Below are 20,023 nucleotides of genomic sequence, written 5' to 3'. Positions count from 1 at the left end.
CTAGGAGGTCTGATCCGCGCGCACGGGCTGCTCTGACATCTCGTCCTCGCGCAACGGCCGGGCTGCCCCCGAGAACAGACCCGACAGCACCACGAGCCCGACCAGGATGAACAGGGTGTTGAGCAGGCCGATGTGCTCGCTGATGAAACCGAGTACCGGAGGGCCGCCGAGGAACGCCACATAACCGATGGTCGCCGCTGCACTGACGCGCGCTGCCGCCTTGGCAGGGTCGTCGGCCGCGGCCGACATGCCGAGCGGGAAGCCCAGGGAGGCGCCGACGCCCCAGAGCGCAGCGCCGACGAACACGAGCGGCAGGCTCGGGGCGAGGATGAACAGCAGGATGCCGGATGCCGCCGCCACGGCGAGCACGCGCAGCACGGCCACACGGCCGAAGCGGTCGACGAGCGGCCCGCCGAAGATGCGCACCGCTGTCATCGCGACGGAGAACGTCGCGAGCGCGGCGGCGCCGAGCGCCGTGCCGCCACCGTGGTCTTCGGCCACGCCGAGCGCGAGCCAGTCATTGGCCCCGCCTTCGGCGAACGACATGCCGAGCATCACGACGCCCAGCGCGTACGTGCGGGGTTCGCGCCATGCGGCGAGTGCCACGTGCATGCGTTCGCGCCAGTGGGGTTTCTCGGAGTCGGAATCGCTCGGGTCGAGCGCCTCGGTGCGCGAGGGCACGTTCGCGATGCTGACGACTCCGATCACGGCGATGGCCACCGCGACCACCAGAGTGTGCGTGAAGACATCGATCTGCAGTTGCGCGGCGAGGGCGCCGAGGCCCGCGCCGATCACGGTGCCGAAGCTGAAGAAGGCGTGGAAGAGGGGCAGGATCGTCTTGCCGGAGTGCTGCTCGATCCCTGTGGCTTCGACGTTCATCATGACGTCGACCGCTCCGTTGCCGAGACCGAAGAGCATCAGGCCGATCAGCACGACCGTGAACGACCCGAGGACGTTGGTTCCGATCCCGATCAGCGCCACACCGGAGGCGAAGGTGAAGATCGACACGATCATGCCGAGGCGCGCGCCTGTGCGCGCCATGATCGCGGGGCTCGATGAGATGCCGATGATCGAGGCGATGCCGGCGCCGAGCAGCAGCATGCCGACCTGGGCCTTGTCGATCTCGAGGGCCGCCTTGATCGACGGCACGCGCGACGCCCAGGTCGCGATCGACAGACCACTGGCGAGGAAGATCGCGAAGATCGCGGTGCGCCAGCGGACGTACTGCGAACGAGAGAGGGCGGTGTGCATGACGCAGAGTCTATCGAATCGATTCGACTCCGCGAAAGTCCGGGGGCTATCCTCAAGGTATGACCAGTCATGACGCCCCGCGTCGAGCGACGATCGCCGATGTCGCGCGCACCGCAGGAGTCGCCATCTCGACCGCATCCGTCGTGTTCAGCGGAAAGGCGAAAGTGGCCCCGGCCACGCGGGAGCGGGTTCTCTCCGCGGCAGCCGAGCTCGGCTACGCCGGACCCGACCCCCGGGCCGCCTCTCTGCGCCGGGGCCGGAGCGGCATCGTCGCGGTCGTGCTCGAAGGGCACCTGCGCACGGCCTTCCTCGATCCGGTCACCACCGCCATGATGGACGGTCTCACCGACGGACTCACCGACCACAGCGCCGGCATCCTGCTGATGCGCGACGAGCCCGGCGACGATGACTCGGCACTCACGAACGCCCCCGTCGACGCCGTCGTGCTGATCGGATGCTCCGGCCGCACCCGTGCATCGCTCGACATCGTGCGCGGACGCGGCCTTCCGGTCGTCGTGATCGAGGGCGACGCCGGCGAAGGCATCCCGCGCATCACCCTCGACAACACCGCCGCTGCGGCCGACGTCGCCCGTCACCTGTTCGACCTCGGTCATCGCGAGGTGGCGCTCGTGACGCTGTCGCTCGACAGCGACCGAGAGCGAGGCCCGGTGACACCGAGCCGCCTCGCCTCGGCGACGGTCGACGTCACGATCGATCGGCTCGCGGGCATGCGAGAGATCTTTCCCGATGCTCCGGCGATCTCGGCCGCGGCCAGCCTCATCGACGAGGGACTGCTCGCGGGACGGACGCTCCTCGCCGACGAGTCGACGCGACCGACCGCTATCTTCGCGCAGAGTGACCTGCTGGCGGTGGGGGTGATCCGTGCGGCGGAGGAGCTCGGGCTCCGTGTCCCGGAAGACCTCTCGGTGGCAGGCTTCGACGGGATAGCCGCCGACGGCCTCGGTGACCTGGTGCTGACCACCAGCGTGCAGCCCGCGGTCGAGAAGGGCCGTGCTGCCGGAGAGCAGGTCGCCCGCATGCTGCAGGGCGAGGAGGCCGAGACACTGCATCTGACCTGCCGTTTCCGCCCGGGGACGACCACCGCGCCGCCTTCGCGCTGAGTGCGGCGGGGTGCCGCCGTAAGACGGCATCATCGCGCGGTGTCGTAGGCGAAACCGCCGGCGCGAGACGAGACCCACCGCGTGAACGTGGGTCTCGCACGCCAGGTGCGGTTTCGAGGAAAACGGTGGCGAACGGCGGCAATTCACCGGGCGTGGCCTTACGACTTCCTAACGCCAGGTAAACTGGTCTTCGACACCCGCCCGCCTGCGCCGATCCCCCGGCCGACGAGCCTTGAGGAGCCGCGTATATGCTGACGCTCCTCGCCGTGTTCCTCCTCGGGTCGATCCTGATGCCCGTTCTGGTGCGCTGGCTGGGTTCGCAGGCATTCGCCATCGCGGCTCTCATTCCCGCAGCGGCATTCATCCATGCTCTGGTGCTCACGCCCCAGGTGCTCGACGGACCCGCGCCGTTCGTCTCCATCGAGTGGATCCCGCAGCTCGGCCTGAATCTCTCGATGCACATGGACGTGCTCGGGTGGGTCCTGACCCTGATCGTCACCGGCGTCGGTGCACTCGTGCTGCTCTACTGTCGGTGGTACTTCCACGACGACTCCGCCGGCATCGGGCAGTTCGCGGCCGTGCTTCTCGGCTTCGCCGGTGCCATGTACGGCCTGGTGCTCACCGACGACCTCGTCATGCTGGTCATGTTCTGGGAAGTGACGAGCATCCTCTCGTACCTCCTCATCGGGCACTACCGTCGACGCGCCGCCAGCCGACGAGCTGCCCTGCAGGCGTTGCTCGTGACCACGCTCGGTGGACTCATCATGTTCGTCGGCGTGGTGCTGCTGGTGGTCGATGCCGGCACGTCGAGCATCCGCGAGATCCTCGAACTCGCGCCGACCGGTGCGATCGTCGATGCCGCGGTCGTGATGCTGCTGATCGGCGCGATTAGCAAGTCGGCGCTGTTCCCGTTCCACTTCTGGTTGCCCGGTGCCATGGCCGCCCCCACGCCGGTGAGCGCCTACCTGCACGCGGCGGCCATGGTCAAGGCCGGCATCTACCTGATCGCACGCTTCGCCCCGATCTTCGCCTTCACGGGCCCGTGGCGGCCGATCATCATCACGCTCGGCGTGATCACGATGCTGCTCGGCGGCATCCAGGCGCTCCGTGAGACCGACCTCAAGCGCATCCTGGCCTTCGGCACGGTCAGCCAACTCGGCTTCTTCTCGATCGTGGTCGGCTACGGCACCCAGGCGACCGCGCTCGCAGGCCTCGCGCTCGTCATCGGACACGCTCTGTTCAAGTCGGCGCTGTTCCTCATCGTCGGCGTGATCGACCGTCAGCTGTCGACCCGTGACATCACCGAACTCAGCGGTGTCGGTCGCCAGGCGCCGGTCATGGCGACGGCGGCATTCATCTCGATCGCCTCGATGGCGGGCATTGCTCCGACCCTGGGATTCGTGGCGAAGGAATCGACGCTCACTGCCCTGCTCGACGACGCGCTGCATGGATCACCGTGGGGTCTCGTCGCCATCATCGGGGTCAGCGTCGGATCTATTCTCACTGCGGCATATGGCATCCGGTTCCTTTGGGGAGCCTTCTGGACCAAGCGCGATGCGATGGGCGACCGCCTGCCCGACACCGCCTGGCCCGACCCGCCCGTGGGCTTCCTCTCGGCGCCGATCATCCTGGCCGGCACCACGATCGCCGCGGGAATCGGCGCCCCGGCACTCGACACGGCGCTGCAGGGGTATGCCCTGACGGCGACCCCCGGTCTCGATGCCGAAGGCGTGGCCGCCGAGGGACCCGGGCATCTCGCGCTCTGGCACGGCCTCGAGCCCGCGCTGGGCATCTCGATTCTGACCGTCCTGCTCGGCGCCGGGCTCTTCCTGCTCACGATCCGCACCGGCTGGGACCGCAAGCCCCGAATGATCCGGTTCACGGCCGCAGACGTCTACTACCTCGTCATGCGCGGCGTCGACCGTCTTTCGGTGCTCAGCACCACCCTCACCCAGCGTGGTTCGCTGCCCGTGTACGTCGGCACGATCTTCGTCGTGTTCGTCGCGGCCGAGATCACGGCGCTGCTCGCCAGCGACATCGACCGCTATCAGCTCTCGGCGTGGCACACGCCCGCCCAGATCGTGGTCGCGCCGCTGATGGCCGTCGCCGGTGTGCTCGCGGTGCGCGCGCAGAAGCGCTACACGGGCGTCGTCCTCGTCTCGATCACCGGCCTCGGCATGGTGGTGCTGTTCGCGACGAGCGGTGCCCCCGACCTCGCCCTCACGCAGATCCTGGTCGAGACGGTGACGATGGTGACCTTCGCACTCGTGCTGCGTCGTCTGCCGGCGCGCATGGGCGAGCACAACGCATCCGTCGGCCGCATCCCCCGCGCCCTGCTCGGCGTCGGCGTCGGACTCACCATGGCGCTCGTCGCGATCGTCGCGACGCAGTCGCGGGTCGCCGAGCCCATCTCCACCGGCTTCGCCAAACTCGCGTACGAGATCGGCCACGGCAAGAACGTGGTCAATGTCGCGCTGGTCGACCTGCGTGGCTGGGACACGATGGGCGAGCTCTCGGTGCTCGTGCTCGCCGCCACAGGCGTCGCCTCGCTCGTGTTCGTCACCCACCGTGCCGACATGCTCGCCGCCACCCGAACCCTGCCGAACTCCCGGCGACGCGCGAGCCGTGCGCGCCCACTCGTCGAGACCACCGAGGGCGTGCGCTTCCAGACGACGGAGAACGAGAGCAACCCGCGCGCCTGGCTCGTCGGCGGCGCGAAGGTGAAGCCCGAGAATCGGTCGATCCTGCTCGAGGTCATCGTCCGCATCCTCTTCCACACGATCATCGTCGTGTCGATCTTCCTGCTGTTCTCCGGGCACAACCTGCCCGGTGGCGGCTTCGCGGGTGGCCTGGTCGCGGGTATGGCGCTCGTCATGCGCTACATCGCAGGCGGTCGGTGGGAGCTCGGAGCCGCGACCCCCACAGATGCCGGACGCCTGCTCGGCACCGGTCTCATCCTCGCCGTGGGCACGGCTGTCGTGCCGCTGTTCTTCGGCCTGGCGCCGCTCACCAGCTCGTTCTGGGAGTGGGAGATCCCCGGCATCGGCCACATGGAGTTCGTCACGTCGACGATCTTCGACATCGGCGTGTACCTCGTCGTCATCGGTCTGGTGCTCGACGTGCTGCGCAGTCTCGGCGCAGAGGTCGACCGTCAGGCTCAGGAGTTCCGTGAGCGCGGGGTGAGCATCTGATGGACGTCTCCCTCACCCTCATCGTGATCATGGCCGTGCTCTTCGCCTGCGGCGTCTACGCCATGCTCGAGCGCAGTCTGACGCGAGTGCTGATCGGGTTCCTGCTTCTCGGCAACGCCACCAACCTGCTGCTCCTCATCGTCATGGGAGTGCCGGGCAGTGCGCCGTTCTACGGGGCCGAGGGCGACATCAGCGATCCGCTGCCCCAGGCGCTGACGCTCACCGCCATCGTGATCACCTTCGCGGTCTCCGCGTTCCTGCTCGCCCTGATCTACCGCTCCTGGCAGCTGGGACAGGCCGACACGGTCGAGGACGACGAGGCCGACATCGCACTGCGCGAGCGCACGGATGCCGACGAGGACCTCATGGAGGACGACGCCGACGCCGCCGACGACGAGGCCACGACCGACTTCGTCGGTGTGCAGACGGCGCCCATCACCGTGCTGCACATGCGGGATCACCCCGCCATCCATGACGATGCGCCGGTCGATCGCCCCGCGTCGTACACGCAGGATGCGGACTCGAACGCCGATCCGGATGCGAGCGGCGGCGCCGACCGAGACGAACGCCGAGACGCCGAACGCCGAGACGCCGACCGCCGAGACGCCGAACGCCGAGACGCCGACCGCCGAGACGACGACCGCCGAGACGAAGGGGAGGACAGCCGATGAGTGCTCTCGTTCCCCTCCTCGTCGCAGTGCCGCTGCTCGGCGCCGCGATCACGCTGATCTTCGGTCGCAATGCGCGACTGCAGGTCTTCGTCACCGTGGCGACTCTCGCGGTGGTCTCGGTGATCGCCGCGGTGCTGCTCGTCGTGGTCGACGCCGGCGCTCCGCTCGCGGTCTCGGTCGGAGGATGGCCGGTGCCGTTCGGCATCGTGCTCTACGTCGATCGCCTCGCGGCGCTGCTCGTGCTGATCTCGAGCATCGTGCTGCTCGCCGTGCTCCTCTTCTCGATCGGCCAGGGTGTCGCCGACGGCACCGACGAGACCCCGATCTCGATCTTCAACCCGTCGTACCTGATCCTCGCGGCGGGCATCTTCAACGCCTTCATCGCGGGCGATCTGTTCAATCTCTACGTGGGCTTCGAGATCCTGCTCGTCGCGTCATACGTGCTCATCACGCTCGGCAGCACTGAGTCCCGCATCCGCACCGGTGCCGTGTACATCGTCGTGTCGCTCGTGTCGTCGATCCTCTTCCTCGCGTCGATCGCGATGATCTACGGCGCGCTCGGCACCGTCAACATGGCGCAGATCGCCGAGCGCATGACCGAGATCCCGCAGGAGACGCAGCTCGTGCTGCACCTCATGCTGGTGGTGGCCTTCGGCATCAAGGCCGCCATCTTCCCGGTCTCGTTCTGGCTTCCCGACTCGTACCCGACGGCGCCGGCGCCCGTCACCGCCGTCTTCGCCGGGTTGCTGACCAAGGTCGGCGTCTACGCGCTGATCCGCACCGAGACGCAGCTGTTCGCCGACAACAGCATCGACACCCTGCTGCTGATCATCGCGCTCGCGACGATGATCGTCGGAGTGCTCGGCGCCGTCGCCCAGGCGGAGCTGAAGAGGATCCTCTCGTTCACACTCGTGAGCCATGTCGGATACATGATCTTCGGCCTCGCCATCGCGACACCGGCGGCGATCGGAGCGACGGTCTATTACATCGTCCACCACATCATCGTGCAGACGACCCTGTTCCTCGCCGTCGGCCTGATCGAGCGTCGGGCCGGAAGCACGTCGATCCTCAGGGTCAAGGGACTGCTCAAGGTCGCGCCCGTGATCGCGGTGCTCTACTTCATCCCCGCCATCAACCTCGGCGGGCTGCCGCCCTTCTCGGGGTTCATCGGCAAGTTCGCGCTGTTCGAGGCCGCAGCATCCGTCGGCACCCCCATCATGATCGTGTTGATCATCGGCGGCATCGTGACCTCTCTCCTCACCCTCTATGCGCTGATGCGCGCGTGGAACCTCGCGTTCTGGCGCGAAGAGGAGGACTCCAGCGAGACCGAGGGACGCATCTCGTACCTCGGCAACGCGCCTGCCGCCGACGAGCAGCAGGAACGCCGCCGCATCCCCCGCATCATGACGGTGGCGACCGCGGGCATGGTCGGTGTGACCGTGGCGCTCACGGTGTTCGCGGGCCCGCTGTACGCCCTGTGCGACCGCATCGGCGCGGCACTCCTCGAGCCCGTGAGCCTCGTGCAGCTGGAAGACGAGGTGGACGGATGAACCCGAGCACCCGTCGGCACATCTTGCGCGACATCGGCGTGCAGCTGCCGTTCCTCGCGTGGCTGATCCTCTTGTGGATGCTGCTGTGGGGTCAGTTCACGGTGCTGGCGTTCCTGTCGGGACTGGTCGTCGCGGTGTTCGTCACGCGCGTCTTCCGGCTGCCGACGGTCGAGCTGTCGGGTCGCATCAACGTCTGGTACGCGGCGTTGTTCGTCGTGCAGTTCCTCGCCGCGATGGTTCGCGGAGCGGTCTCGGTCACGGCGCAGGTGTTCGACTTCCGCCGCCAGCCGGGCGCTGCGATCATCGCGGTGCCGTTGAAGTACGCCGACGATCTGATCATGACCCACGTCTCGGTCGTGTCATCGCTGATCCCGGGGTCGCTCATCGTCGAGGCGGATCGTGACCGGCAGATCCTGTACCTCCACGTGATCGGGGTGCGGAACCTCGACGATGTCGAGGCGCAGCGCGCCGGCGTGCTGCGCTGGGAGCGCCGGGTCGTGCGCGCGCTGGGCGCACCCTCGCAGTACCGTGCCCTCAAGGCCGACGAACGCGCGGAGAAGGGCGGTGTGCGATGAACGTGCTGCTTCTGGCGATCTCGGTCGTGTTCGGCGTCGCGGCGATCCTGACGATCATCCGCATCGTCCGTGGCCCGTCGATCCTCGACCGCGCCGTCGCATCAGATGTGCTGCTCACCGAGGTCATGTGCGTGCTCGGCGCGGAGATGGCGATCAACGGTCACACGCGCAACATCCCGGTGATGCTGATCATCGCCGCGGTCGGCGTGTTCGGCTCGATCGCCGTCGCCCGCTTCGTCGCGAGAAGGGACAACACGACACCATGAACGTGTTCGGCCTCAGCATCCCCGACTCCGTGATCGATGCCGCGGTGCTCGTGCTCATCCTGCTCGGAGCCATTCTGTGCCTCTCGGCCGCAATCGGCCTGCTGCGCTTCCGCGACGTTCCGTCGCGTCTGCATGCGGCCACGAAACCGCAGGTGCTCGGGCTCGTTCTCATCTGTCTGGCGATCGCGCTCTCGATGCGCACCGTCGGCGGTATTCTCTTCGGACTCGCGATCGTCGCTCCGATCGTGCTCATGCAGTTCGCGACCGCGCCGCTGTCGGCGCACATCGTCGGGCGCCAGGCGTACCGCAACGGCACCACCGACGAGCGGAGTCTCGTGGTCGACGAGCTCGCAGAATCGAAGCAGACACCGCCAGCGGCGGGGTGAGAGAGGGCGGATCGATGTCGACACCGCAGGGATGGTACGACGCGGGTACGCCCGGACAGCAACGCTGGTGGGATGGTATGCAGTGGACCTCCCACGAGCGGGCGGCACCACCGGTCGCTCCCTCGATGGGCTGGTATCAGGTGCCGGGAACGCAGGACATCCGCTGGTGGGATGGAGTGATCTGGGCTCCGTACCGCGTACGTGACGGGAAGCCGAGACCCGACCTGCTCGCCGTGGAACCGCAATCGATGGGGTTCTTCCTCGGCATCTTCTTCTTCGTACTCGCCATGCTGCAGCTCTCCGCCGCAGTGATCACTCAGAGCCCGGGCAACTTCGTTCTCCCCGTGCTGCTGCTCGCTGCATCCGTGCTCTGGATCGTCGGCGCATGGTATTCGCGGAGCGTGAGCAGGGTGCCCGCACCGGAGTCGGAACCGCTCATCGACGCCGCGGTGCAGCCACTGCCCGACCTGGTCGAGGGGCCGGACGCCGGATGGTATCCCATGACCTCGCAGGTCACGCGATGGTGGACCGGCACGCGATGGACCTGGTACATCGGTACGAAGCATGGCGCGCGTCCAGGACACGCGGGGCCGCGCGGCTACCTCCTGTCGATGATCGTCGGCTGGGTCATCGCGGCGATCGCTGCGCTGGCTCTGGTCTTCGCCGTGGTCGGCGGCATCGTGGCGCAGAGTCCGTGGACCGGATTCGTGATCGTGCTCGGTGTCATCATCGCCCTGACCTTCGGCGTTCTCTCGGCGTTCACCCTTCTGATCACGCGATCTCGGCGCAACGCCCTGCTCCTGCCGACCGCGCCGCCGCTGCGCTGAAGAAAGATCGGACCGCGCGAGATCCGGTGAACCGCTCCGGGGGCGGATGCCGCTGCGGCATCGGTCCGCATCTCGCGCGGTCGACCGGATCTGAGCTTCCGGCGGCCCGGCACGCCGCCGGCGAACGTCAGAGGCGGTCGGCGAAGTCCTGGATCAGCGCCGCGGCGGGCTCGGAGTCGGTGATCAGCGTGCCGTGACCGTGATCGGGGATCACGCGCAGGTCGGCACCGGGGATCTCGTCGATGATCTCGCGGCACCAGCTCATCGGCGCCAGTGGATCGCTCTCGCCCCGCAGCACGAGCACCGGGCAGTCGATGCGGGCGAAGGCCTTCTCGGGCTGGTGCGCGATCGTGGCCTTGATCTTGCGGATGAGGTGAGGGCCGCCGCGCAGATACTCTCGCGCTCCGCGCCAGATCACGAGCGGGCGCTCGCCGACGAGATCGGTCAGCAGGTAGCTGGCCTGCGCTGCGAGGTTTCGCGCTGCCTTGTTCACCGTCGGCCCCGCGAGCACGACGCCCTCGACCAGGGACGGATGCCGTGCGGCGAGCTCCGCCGCGATCTGGCTGCCCATCGAGTGCCCGATGACGACCACGGGGCCCTCGTGCGTATGCCGCAGATAGGCGGCGACCAGGTCTGCGTGACGTTCCATGGTCAGGGTGCGCGTCGGTTCGGGGGCTTCGCCGAAACCGGGCAGATCGAGCGCGATGACGCGGCCCTGCAGTCGCTGCACCACGTCGAGGTAGACGCTGCGGCCCATGCCGATGCCGTGCAGCAGGAGGAAGGTGCGGGGGCCTTCGCCGAAGGTCTCGGCGATCAGCGTCGCCCCGGCGTGCTCGAACTCCAGAAGAGTGACGGGGGTGCCCTTCGGGGCGAGGTAACTGGAGGCCACCAATACACGTTAACGGAGCACGGGGCTGCCGCCGAATCCCGAAGCACTGAAAAGCAGGCAGCACGCCTCATGCGAGTATGAAGAGTGACCTCGCACGACCCCGATGCCTCTCTGACCGCCCCGGGAGAAGCGAAGCCGCATGACGTGCCGCCGCGGCTCCTCGCCCGCATGACCGCGAGTCTGAGTGATCCGGTGCTGCGCGCGCTGTTCACCGCGACCGCCGTGTCGCGCGTCGGGCGCGGAGTGTTCCTCGCGGTGACGGTGCTGTTCTTCACTCAGATCATCGGGCTGTCGGCGGCGCAGGCTGCCGTCGTGCTCGCGGTGTCGAGCGGATGCGGTGTCGTGGCGTCTTTCCTCGGCGGCTGGCTCTCAGACCGTTGGAGCGCGCGACGCCTGGCGTTCTCATTCGAGATGCTCGGGGGACTGCTTCTCGCGGCGTACGCGTTCGCCGGCGACTTCGTCTCAGCGCTCGTGCTCGCGAGCCTCGGCGGGTTCTTCGACTCGATCGGGCACTCGGCGCGCTCCGCGATCATCGCGCGTGGCTTCGCGGCGGACAGGCGCGTGCACGCGCGAGCCGTGCTCCGCACCGTCACGAACCTCTCGATCGCGGCGGGCTCGGGCTTCGGCGCGATCGCACTCGCGCTCGGCACCCCCGAGGCGTATCGGATCGTGATCGCGAGCGCCGGCATCGTCTGCGCGCTGGGCTCTCTGCCGCTGCTGCGACTCACGGCGACGGTCGACGCACCGGCTCGCGCGCGCATCGGAGAGGTGCGCACCGCGACCGGGTCGATCGACGCGCAGGCCGCGGCGGCGGCGCTCTCGGAGCGAGTGGATTGGAATCGCCGGTCGCCGTGGCGAGACCCGCGCTACCTGCTGCTGACCGTGCTCTCGGCGGTCTTCGGGATGCAGTTCGGCGTGGCCGAGCTCGGCATGCCGCTCTGGGTCACCGAGAACACGAACGCACCCGAGGTCACGGTGGCGCTGCTGCTGATCGTCAACACCACTCTGGTCGTGCTCTTCCAGGTGCGCGCGTCGCGGGGAACCCACGATCTCCGTGTCGCCGGCAGAGTGACCATGATCGCGGGGTGGCTGATGGTGGCGGCCTGCCTCGTCTACGCGCTCGCGGCCGGGCTGCCCGCCTGGGCGGCGATCGTGGTGCTCGTGATGGCCATGGTGGCGCACACCTTCGCCGAGATCCTGTCGCAGGCGGGAGCCTGGGGTCTCAGCTTCGAGCTCGCCGACCAGGTGCGTGCCGGCGCATACCAGGGTGTCTTCGGCATGGGCTTCTCACTCGGAGCTCTCGCCTCGCCGATCGTCGTCAACGCCACGGCCATCACGTTCGGCTTCGCCGGATGGGCGATGCTCGCCGCGATCTTCCTCGCCGCCGCGGCGGGCATCTGGGTCATCGCGCGTCGCGCCGCTGCGGCATCCGCTCCGCTCGTCGCCTGACACCGTCGAGCCGGATCATCCGATCAGGCTCGGCTGCAGGTCGCGCAGGGTGCGCCGATGGGTCATGCGGGTCACACCGATGGCGGCCAGCGTCAGCGCTCCCACGAGCCACATGCCCAGCACGGCGAGATCCCACCCCGCGCGAGCGAGATCTCCGCCGTACATGAGCTGGCGCATCGCGTCGACGACATAGCCGAGTGGCAGCACGTGGTGCAGGGCGGCGAGCGGCGCGGGAAGAGTCTGCCAGGGGAACGTCCCCCCGGCGGTCACGAGCTGCAGCACCATGAGAACCAGGCCGATGAACTGGCCGACGGAGCCGAGCCAGACGTTCAGGGCGAGGATGATCGCCGCGAACGTGGCGGACGCCACGATCATCACGCCGAGGGTGCCGATCGGATTGTCGAAGGTGAATCCGAGGGTGATCGCGAGGATGCCCATGAGACCCAGCATCTGCACGGCGCCGAGCATCGCCGGGGTCAGCCACCCCGCGAGCGTGACGCGGATCGGTGAGTGCAGCGCCGTCACCGCCCGGCGCGAGATGGGCTTGACGATGAGGAACAGGGCGTAGATGCCGATCCAGGCCGACAGGGCGGCGAAGAACGGGGCGAGACCCGCGCCGTAGTCCTCGGCAGAGGCGACCTTGTCGCTCGACACCTTCACGGGGTCGGCGATCGTGTCGGCCTGCTGTGAGCGGAGCTCAGGGGTCGATGCCGGAATCGCGCCGACGCCGTTCGACAGGCCGTCGCGCAGCTCGGCCGTGCCGCTCGCGAGGGTTCCGAGGCCGTCGCGCAGCTGCGCGGCACCGTCGTTGGCCGAGGCGGCGCCGGCCGCGACCGTGCCTGCACCGGATGCGAGGTCGGAGGCGCCCGATGCCAGCGTCGCCGCGCCGTCGGCGAGCTGATCGACTCTGCCGACCGCGCTCTGCACCGTCGCGTTGCCGTCCTGCAGACGGGTCGCGAGGGGATCGAGTGTCGCGAGCACCTCGTCGATCTGCTCGGGCGTGAGACCGCGCTCGGTGAGCACGGTCGAGATGTCGGTGCGCACCTGCGGCAGAGCATCCGCCGCCTGTTGCACGACGGAGCCTGCCCGGTCGGCGACGTCGGCCAACTGGCGATTGCCGTCGCTGACCTGGTGCGCTCCGGCGGCGAGAGTGCTCGCTCCCTCGGCGAGCTGCGCCGTGCCTGCGGCGAGCTGGGCGGTGCCGTCGGCGAGCGTCGTGCTGCCCGACGACGCGGTGTTCGCGCCGTCGGTGAGGTGGGTCGCGCCGTCGGTGGCTTCGATGAGCTTGTCCCGTACATCGCTGAGTCCGGTGAGGAGTCGCTCTGCGGCCTGGGTTCCCACGGTCTGGGCGACCGAGCTGCGGATCTTCTCGACGGCCTGGGTGCCCATGGAGGACGCGAGATAGTTGTTCGCGTCGTTGGTCTCGAGCTCGATGCGGGCCTGATGGGGGGCGTCACCCGCGGCCGACGTGAGTGCTGTCGAGAAGTCGGCGGGAATCGTCACGGTGAAGTCCACGGAGCCCTGGCGCAGCGCATCCGCCGCCTCGTCGACGCTCATGCGCTGCCAGTCGAACGCGTTTCCCTCGATGAGGTTGTCGGCCACGTCTTCGCCGTAGTTGACGGTCTCGCCGGTGGGCGCATCCGTGCCCGTGGTGGGTTCGGGTGCTCCCTGATCGTCGACGACCAGCGCCACCGGCACCTCGGGGAACTTCGCATACGGGTCTTGATTGGCCCACAGGTAGAGGCCGCCGTAGAGGATCGGCACGCACACCAGGGCGATCAGCGCGATCACGCCCATCTTGCTCGCGGTCAGTCGCCGCAGTTCTGCGGCGATCATGGCGGGAACCTTCATCGGTCGGCTCCGTTCTCGGTGGTGTCGTCTTCGGGATGCTCGGGAGAACCCGGATCATCGGATGCCGCGGCGGCGTGTTCGTCGTCGACACGCGGGGCGTCGGTCGACTGGCCTGGGTCTTCCCGCTCGGGCTCCGGTTCGGCGTCCACCTCGGGCTCGGGCACAGCCAGCACGAGCGGCTCGATGGGCCCCGACGCGTTGATCGCCTCGAGCTCGTGCATCCGCTCCAACGCGACGGCGGCCGAACCGCCGACGATGACGAGCATGGCGTAGCCCCGGTCGGCGAACTCCGAGGCGATGCGCCACCAGCCGTCGGGGCTGCCGCCGTGCCGGTCGGGGGCGACGAGCACGATGGCCTGCGTGCCTTCGCGCAACACGGCGAGTTCGCACATGATGCGCACACGGGCCGCCGGGTCGACGCTGCCGATCGGCACGCCGGCCAGCTCGCCGAAGCCGAGCTGCGTCAGCCACCGCCGCGCGTGCAGGGGCGTGGCGCCGAGGCCGGCGAACATGAGCTCCTCGCCGACGACGCCGGCGAGGGTGATGTCGGGATGCGGGTCGCTGACGTCGGGCGCATCGACGAGCGCGACGGTGCGGCGCAGCATCCGGTTGTCTGTCGTGCCGTCGATCGTGACGCGTCCGGTTTCGGGCTTCATGCGTCCGCTGGCGATGAGGCCGAGCACGGTGGGGCGCTGCTCGGTCTCGGCGATCGCGAAGCGCACGGCCCCGGTGTGGAATTCGAGGCTCATGGCCGGGAGCGCCTGGCCGCCCTTGCCCTTGCTGACGTCGTGCAGGGTGATCCTCATGCGTCGACCTCCGCGATCAGTTCGGGGTTGGCCGCCAGCAGCGCGTCGGCTTCGCGCCACGAGAGGCCTGCGACGCTGAGCAGGGTGCGCACCGCGAGATTCGCGGCGCCAGTGCTCGATGCATCGGTGCGCGAGACCACCGTGCGCGCGACCTCTTCGATGAGGCGGGCCAGGGTGGGGGCGGCGAGATCGGTGCGGAAGCTGCCGTCGTCCTGACCCCGCTGCACGAGCGCCGCGACGCTGCGCCGCAGGGGCGCGAGTGCATCCGCCGTGTGCTCGACGTGGGCCTCGTCGAGGGCGATCGCGGCGGCGACCTGCACGTGCGCCGCCTCCTGCCAGAGACGGGCGGCGAGGCGGGCGAGTGCGATGCGGGAATCATCGTCGGTCACCGACTCGGCGATCGCGTTGAAGCGCTGCGCCCCGCTCACGATGAGCTCGCGGATCAGAGCATCGCGGTCGTCGAAATGGCCGTACAGGGTGCGGCGTGAGAGGCCGGCGCTGCGTGCGATGACGTCGATCGAGGCGCGGGGGTCGACCGCGAGTGTCGCACGGGCGGCGTCGAGGATTCCGGCACGGTTCTCGACGGAATCGCGACGGGGTGCACGGGTTGTCATGCCTTCAGTGTACTTAATATGCACATGAGTGTGCAAGATAACTTCCTGTGAGCGAGAAATCGCACACTCAGCGTCATATATCGATGTTCCGGACGTCTTGGTAAGAGAAAGAGCATTGCTCGCGAACGAATCGGAAGAGAGCACGGTCAATGAGATACCCCGGCATGCAGGCAGCGCAGAAGGTCACGCAGGTGACTCTCTCGGGCATCGTCTTCCAGCACCTGGGAGAGCAGATCGCCACCGGCGAACTGTCTCCCGGCGATGCGATCAGCGACAATGCCGTCGCACTCGCGCTGAACGTCTCCCGCACCCCGGTGCGAGAGGCGCTGCAGCGCCTCGAGCGGATCGGGATGATCGAGTTCGCTCCGAGCCGCTTCACGCGCGTGACGTCACTCGCTCCGGAGGATGTCTCGAACTGGCGTGAGTTCGTCGGCCACCAGCTCTCCGCGTTGGCCAGGACGGCCGCGGTGCGGTTCACCGAGGTGACCAGGGCCGAAGCCGCACGCCGGGTCGACAGGATGGCGGCGGACGTCACCGATCCTGATCGTCATGCACGAGCATCCGTCGAGCTGTACGGGCATCTGGCCTCGCACTCGCTCAACGACGTGCATCAGGGGCTGTTCCGTGAGACGTCGTTCGCGATGACTCGCGCGCTTCGCATGTGGGTCATCGATTCCGACCTGTCAGAGCAGGTGGAGGAATCACTCAGTCACCTCAGCGCGGCCCTGCATGCGGGCGACGGCGAACTCGCGGCGCGAAGCGCGCGCGCTGCGTATCTGATCGACTGATACGACCGGAACGGTTCCCGTTCCGGTCGTCATCGAAGACCAGTCAGTCGGTGCCGGAGTCGAACGCGGCGCCCTCGGATGCGTTGTCGACCGCATCCGCCAGGTTCTCGTCGACCTCTTCGACGGAACCCGTGATCTCACCGGACTCGCCGGCCGTGACGCGTCCGACGAGCTCGCCCGTCGCGCCGCCGATGAGGCCGAGACCCGCGTACTGCTCGAGGCGCGAGCGCGAGTCGGCGATGTCGAGGTTACGCATGGTGAGCTGACCGATGCGGTCGACCGGGCCGAAGGCCGCGTCGCCGACGCGCTCCATCGAGAGCTTCTCGGGGCCGTACGACAGGTTCGGCGACGTGGTGTCGAGGATCGTCCAGTCGTCTCCGCGGCGCAGGCGGATCGTGACGGTGCCCGAGATCGTGAGGCCGACCCAGCGCTGGATCGACTCGCGCAGCATGAGCGACTGCGGCTCGAGCCAGCGTCCCTCGTACATGAGGCGGCCGAGACGGCGACCCTGCTCGTGGTACGTCGCGAGGGTGTCTTCGTTCAGGATGCCGTTGACGAGGCGCTCGTAGGCGATGAAGAGCAGCGCCATGGCCGGAGCCTCGTAGATGCCGCGCGACTTGGCCTCGATGATGCGGTTCTCGATCTGGTCGCTCATGCCCAGGCCGTGGCGTCCGCCGATGGTGTTCGCCTCCATGACGAGGGCCACCGGGTCGGTGTATTCGACGCCGTTGATGGCGACCGGGCGTCCGGCCTCGAAGGTGACGCTGACGTCTTCGGTCTCGATCGCGACCGAGGGGTCCCAGAACTTCACGCCCATGATCGGGTCGACGGTCTCGAGCGAGACATCCAGGTGCTCGAGGGTCTTCGCCTCATGCGTCGCGCCCCAGATGTTGGCGTCGGTGGAGTATGCCTTCTCGACCGAGTCGCGGTAGGGGAAGTCGTGGGCGACGAGCCATTCGCTCATCTCCTTGCGACCGCCGAGCTCGGTGACGAAGTCGGCGTCGAGCCACGGCTTGTACACGCGCAGGCGCGGGTTGGCGAGAAGGCCGTAGCGGTAGAACCGCTCGATGTCGTTGCCCTTGTAGGTCGAGCCGTCGCCCCAGATGTCGACGCCGTCTTCCTTCATGGCGCGCACGAGCAGAGTGCCGGTGACGGCACGGCCCAGGGGAGTGGTGTTGAAGTAGGTGCGTCCGCCGGAGCGGATGTGGAACGCGCCGCACGAGAGGGCGACCAGGCCCTCTTCGACCAGGGCGGTCTTGCAGTCGACCAGGCGCGAGGCCTCGGCGCCGTACTCGAGCGCGCGGCCCGGGATCGACTCGATGTCGTCTTCGTCGTACTGCCCGAGATCTCCGGTGTACGTGTAGGGGACGGCTCCCTTGTCGCGCATCCACGCGACGGCGACGGAGGTGTCGAGTCCTCCGGAGAAGGCGATGCCGACGCGCTCGCCGACGGGAAGTGACTGGAGGACCTTGGACATGGTTCCCAGTCTATCGGCGGCGTGTCGGCTGTTTCGGACGGGGTGGGGAGTCAGTCCACGACGGCGGCGTCGAGGGGCTCGGGCTCGGCGTCGAGTCGGTCGAGTTCGCGTCGCTGATGCGCCGCGTATCCGCCACCCCAGTCGGTCAGGGCCTGGACGAGCGGCATCGATCCCCGACCCAGCTCGCTCAATCGGTACTCGACTTTGGGTGGGACCTGCCGATAGACCGTGCGGACGAGTAGACCGTCGTCTTCGAGCTCGCGCAGTTGGCGGGTGAGCACGCGAGCGGTCGGCTCGTCGAGCAGCCGGCTGAGCTCGCCGAACCGCAGAACCTCATGCTCGCCGAGAAGGCTCAGGATGCTGGGCTTCCACGCTCCGCCGAGCACGGCGATCGACACCTCTGCGTCGCACGCGTCGCCCCACTCCCTGACGATGCGTTCGGTCTTCTCCCTCATGGATGCGCCTTCCGTTCGCCGTCATAGTATCCAAATGGTCACTATGTACCCTGAATGACCGTACTTGTCTGAAGTGTACCCAGCCACGAGACTGAAGCGGCGGCCGTCTTGAACCGCTGTGGCGGCGCCCGGCTCGCCACCCCGTCTCCCACTGAAGAGAAAGGCCATCCGTGCCAGAATCACGCCCGACCGTCCACTGGATCTATGCCCATCCCCAGGAGAACTCCTTCAATGCGCGGCTGTTCCGCGACGGAGTCGAGGCGCTCTCGCGTGACCATGACGTCGAGATCTCGGATCTCTACGCTCAGGGGTTCGACCCCGTACTCGCCGCTCCTGACCTGGGCGAGCCTCTCGGGCGGGAGGGCAATGTCGTCGATCTGATGGACGAGGCGTATGCGGCGGGGCAGCTGCCCCAGGATGTGACCGAGGAGCAGCGCAAGCTCGCGGCCGCCGATCTCGTCGTGCTCCAGTTCCCGCTCTGGTGGTACGGACCGCCGGCGATCCTCAAGGGGTGGCTCGACCGCGTGCTCACCAGCGGATTCGCGTATGGCCCCTCAGACCCCGAGACCGGTCTCCCCCTGCGCTACGGCGAGGGCACGCTCGCCGGGTGCCGCGCCCTCGTGATCGTGACTGCCGGGGAGGACGACCGTTCGATCGGAGAGCGGGGCGTCAGCGGCGATCTGGACTCGCTGCTGTTCCCGCTGACTCACGGCACCCTCTGGTACACGGGCATCGAGCCGCTCGACCTGCACGTCGTCCACGATGCCGACGGACTGGACGCGGCGGGCATCGATCTCGAGAGCGCGCGGCTGGTCGAGCGTCTCGTCGGGCTCGGCGACGAATCCCCGAGCAGCCCGTATCGCAGGCTTCGCGACGGCGACTATCACGGCACCCGAGCACTCCGAGCGGATCTGCTGCCGGGACGCACCGACCTCGGCATCCATCGCGTGCCGACCGACTGAACGGTCGAACATGGCCCGGCATCCGGCGTCCGCGCGAGATCCGGTCAACCGCACGAGAAGCGGATGTCGGATGCCTTCGCTTCCGGATCTGGGGCGGTTGACCGGATCTCGGCACCCAGCGAGACGGGGCCGGCGATGCAGACGAGACCAGTCACCGCGTGGCAGAGTGTCACTCGAGGAGGCGGCACATGGGCGGAGCGATCCTGTGGGGAGTCGTCGCGGCGTCACCCCTGTTCGTCGGAGCGGTGCTTGCGACACTGCGCACCTGGCCGCCGCGGTGGCTCGGCATCGTGCTGGGGTTCGGCGCCGGCGCGCTCATGGCCTCGATCGCGTTCGAGCTGTGGGAGGAGGGGCTCGCTCTCGCCGGTCCCATCCCCCTCGTCGGCGGAGTCGTCATCGGCGCACTGGCCTACTACCTCGCCGACCGGGTTCTCGACGCGCGGGCGGCGAAGTCGAAGGATCAGGGGTCCGGAGCGCCACTCGCTCTCGGGGCGCTGCTCGACGGCATCCCCGAGCAGCTGGTGCTGGGCATCGGCCTCGCTTCCGGCGAACCCGTGGGCATCGCCCTCGTGGTGGCGATCGTGGTCTCGAACCTGCCCGAGTCGATCGGCTCGGCCGCCGACCTGCTCGAGGGCGGTATGGCGAAGTCGCGCGTGCTGATGCTCTGGGCGGGTATCGCGGTGATCTGCGCGCTCGCGACGATCGCCGGCTTCGGTCTGGCGAGCGTGACCGGAGACGCATTCCGCTCGGCGGCGGGCGGATTCGCGGCGGGTGCGCTGCTCGTCATGCTCGTCGACTCGATGGTGCCGGATGCTCAGAGCAAGGCGAAGAACCTCACCGGACTCGCCACCGTGCTCGGCTTCGCGCTCGCCGCAGGGCTCTCTCTCGCCTGAC

General features: G+C 68.4%; 19 protein-coding genes. 12 read left to right on the top strand and 7 right to left on the bottom strand.

Features of this window, described 5'->3' with window-relative positions; translation table 11 throughout:
* A complete protein-coding gene (locus tag ACZZZN_RS15175) occupies window positions 1-1,251 on the bottom strand; it encodes an MFS transporter (RefSeq protein WP_463505977.1) in 1,251 nt (416 codons plus the stop codon).
* A 59-nt stretch (window positions 1,252-1,310) separates the two neighbouring features.
* Here ACZZZN_RS15175 and ACZZZN_RS15170 point away from each other — a divergent pair, with 59 nt between their 5' ends.
* From ACZZZN_RS15170 to ACZZZN_RS15135, 8 genes are all read left to right on the top strand, one after another.
* Entirely contained in the window at window positions 1,311-2,372 is a 1,062-nt protein-coding gene (locus ACZZZN_RS15170; protein ID WP_463505976.1) for a LacI family DNA-binding transcriptional regulator, read from the top strand.
* Between the two features lie 248 nt (window positions 2,373-2,620).
* Complete coding sequence (locus ACZZZN_RS15165; protein ID WP_463505975.1) at window positions 2,621-5,563, top strand: Na+/H+ antiporter subunit A; 2,943 nt, start codon at window positions 2,621-2,623, stop codon at window positions 5,561-5,563.
* Entirely contained in the window at window positions 5,563-6,234 is a 672-nt protein-coding gene (locus ACZZZN_RS15160; RefSeq protein WP_463505974.1) for a Na(+)/H(+) antiporter subunit C, read from the top strand. Before ACZZZN_RS15165 ends, ACZZZN_RS15160 begins: the two co-directional genes overlap by 1 nt.
* Window positions 6,231-7,784 carry a Na+/H+ antiporter subunit D gene (locus ACZZZN_RS15155; protein ID WP_463505973.1) on the top strand — a complete coding sequence of 518 codons (1,554 nt, stop codon included), beginning with the start codon at window positions 6,231-6,233 and terminating at the stop codon, window positions 7,782-7,784. The genes ACZZZN_RS15160 and ACZZZN_RS15155 overlap by 4 nt, the downstream gene beginning before the upstream one ends.
* The gene (locus ACZZZN_RS15150) at window positions 7,781-8,359 is read left to right on the top strand and encodes a Na+/H+ antiporter subunit E (protein WP_463505972.1); all 579 of its coding nucleotides are present in this window, start codon (window positions 7,781-7,783) and stop codon (window positions 8,357-8,359) included. Before ACZZZN_RS15155 ends, ACZZZN_RS15150 begins: the two co-directional genes overlap by 4 nt.
* Complete coding sequence (locus ACZZZN_RS15145) at window positions 8,356-8,625, top strand: monovalent cation/H+ antiporter complex subunit F (protein WP_463505971.1); 270 nt, start codon at window positions 8,356-8,358, stop codon at window positions 8,623-8,625. The genes ACZZZN_RS15150 and ACZZZN_RS15145 overlap by 4 nt, the downstream gene beginning before the upstream one ends.
* The gene (gene mnhG / locus ACZZZN_RS15140) at window positions 8,622-9,011 is read left to right on the top strand and encodes a monovalent cation/H(+) antiporter subunit G (protein ID WP_463505970.1); all 390 of its coding nucleotides are present in this window, start codon (window positions 8,622-8,624) and stop codon (window positions 9,009-9,011) included. The genes ACZZZN_RS15145 and mnhG overlap by 4 nt, the downstream gene beginning before the upstream one ends.
* A 14-nt stretch (window positions 9,012-9,025) precedes the next feature.
* Window positions 9,026-9,838 carry a DUF2510 domain-containing protein gene (locus ACZZZN_RS15135; RefSeq protein ID WP_463505969.1) on the top strand — a complete coding sequence of 271 codons (813 nt, stop codon included), beginning with the start codon at window positions 9,026-9,028 and terminating at the stop codon, window positions 9,836-9,838.
* A gap of 127 nt (window positions 9,839-9,965) precedes the next feature.
* On the opposite strand, the gene ACZZZN_RS15130 is transcribed toward ACZZZN_RS15135, so the two are convergent.
* Entirely contained in the window at window positions 9,966-10,727 is a 762-nt protein-coding gene (locus ACZZZN_RS15130; protein ID WP_463505968.1) for an alpha/beta fold hydrolase, read from the bottom strand.
* A gap of 84 nt (window positions 10,728-10,811) precedes the next feature.
* Here ACZZZN_RS15130 and ACZZZN_RS15125 point away from each other — a divergent pair, with 84 nt between their 5' ends.
* Entirely contained in the window at window positions 10,812-12,176 is a 1,365-nt protein-coding gene (locus ACZZZN_RS15125) for an MFS transporter (protein WP_463505967.1), read from the top strand.
* A gap of 15 nt (window positions 12,177-12,191) precedes the next feature.
* On the opposite strand, the gene ACZZZN_RS15120 is transcribed toward ACZZZN_RS15125, so the two are convergent.
* From ACZZZN_RS15120 to ACZZZN_RS15110, 3 genes are read right to left on the bottom strand one after another with little or no spacing between them, the layout of a single operon-like run.
* On the bottom strand, window positions 12,192-14,027 hold the full coding sequence (locus ACZZZN_RS15120) for a YhgE/Pip family protein (RefSeq protein WP_463505966.1): 1,836 nt from the start codon (window positions 14,025-14,027) through the stop codon (window positions 12,192-12,194).
* The gene (locus ACZZZN_RS15115; RefSeq protein ID WP_463505965.1) at window positions 14,024-14,833 is read right to left on the bottom strand and encodes a hypothetical protein; all 810 of its coding nucleotides are present in this window, start codon (window positions 14,831-14,833) and stop codon (window positions 14,024-14,026) included. The genes ACZZZN_RS15120 and ACZZZN_RS15115 overlap by 4 nt, the downstream gene beginning before the upstream one ends.
* Window positions 14,830-15,447 carry a TetR/AcrR family transcriptional regulator gene (locus tag ACZZZN_RS15110; RefSeq protein ID WP_463505964.1) on the bottom strand — a complete coding sequence of 206 codons (618 nt, stop codon included), beginning with the start codon at window positions 15,445-15,447 and terminating at the stop codon, window positions 14,830-14,832. The genes ACZZZN_RS15115 and ACZZZN_RS15110 overlap by 4 nt, the downstream gene beginning before the upstream one ends.
* Window positions 15,448-15,611: 164 nt before the next feature.
* Here ACZZZN_RS15110 and ACZZZN_RS15105 point away from each other — a divergent pair, with 164 nt between their 5' ends.
* A complete protein-coding gene (locus tag ACZZZN_RS15105; protein WP_463505963.1) occupies window positions 15,612-16,235 on the top strand; it encodes a GntR family transcriptional regulator in 624 nt (207 codons plus the stop codon).
* Between the two features lie 43 nt (window positions 16,236-16,278).
* Here the strand turns inward: ACZZZN_RS15105 and argG are convergent, their stop codons facing one another.
* Together argG and ACZZZN_RS15095 are read right to left on the bottom strand one after the other, a co-directional pair.
* Complete coding sequence (gene argG, locus ACZZZN_RS15100) at window positions 16,279-17,712, bottom strand: argininosuccinate synthase (RefSeq protein WP_463505962.1); 1,434 nt, start codon at window positions 17,710-17,712, stop codon at window positions 16,279-16,281.
* 50 nt (window positions 17,713-17,762) lie between these two features.
* Entirely contained in the window at window positions 17,763-18,167 is a 405-nt protein-coding gene (locus tag ACZZZN_RS15095) for a winged helix-turn-helix transcriptional regulator (protein WP_463505961.1), read from the bottom strand.
* A 170-nt stretch (window positions 18,168-18,337) separates the two neighbouring features.
* Here ACZZZN_RS15095 and ACZZZN_RS15090 point away from each other — a divergent pair, with 170 nt between their 5' ends.
* Both ACZZZN_RS15090 and ACZZZN_RS15085 read left to right on the top strand, forming a co-directional pair.
* Complete coding sequence (locus tag ACZZZN_RS15090) at window positions 18,338-19,129, top strand: NAD(P)H-dependent oxidoreductase (protein WP_463505960.1); 792 nt, start codon at window positions 18,338-18,340, stop codon at window positions 19,127-19,129.
* A gap of 188 nt (window positions 19,130-19,317) precedes the next feature.
* The gene (locus ACZZZN_RS15085; protein ID WP_463505959.1) at window positions 19,318-20,022 is read left to right on the top strand and encodes a ZIP family metal transporter; all 705 of its coding nucleotides are present in this window, start codon (window positions 19,318-19,320) and stop codon (window positions 20,020-20,022) included.
* Window position 20,023: the final 1 nt, after the last annotated feature.

The organism is Microbacterium sp. AC145 (genome assembly GCF_979258505.1).
The sequence above is the reverse complement of the archived record's forward strand: the minus strand, read 5'-3'. Positions and strand labels throughout refer to the sequence as shown.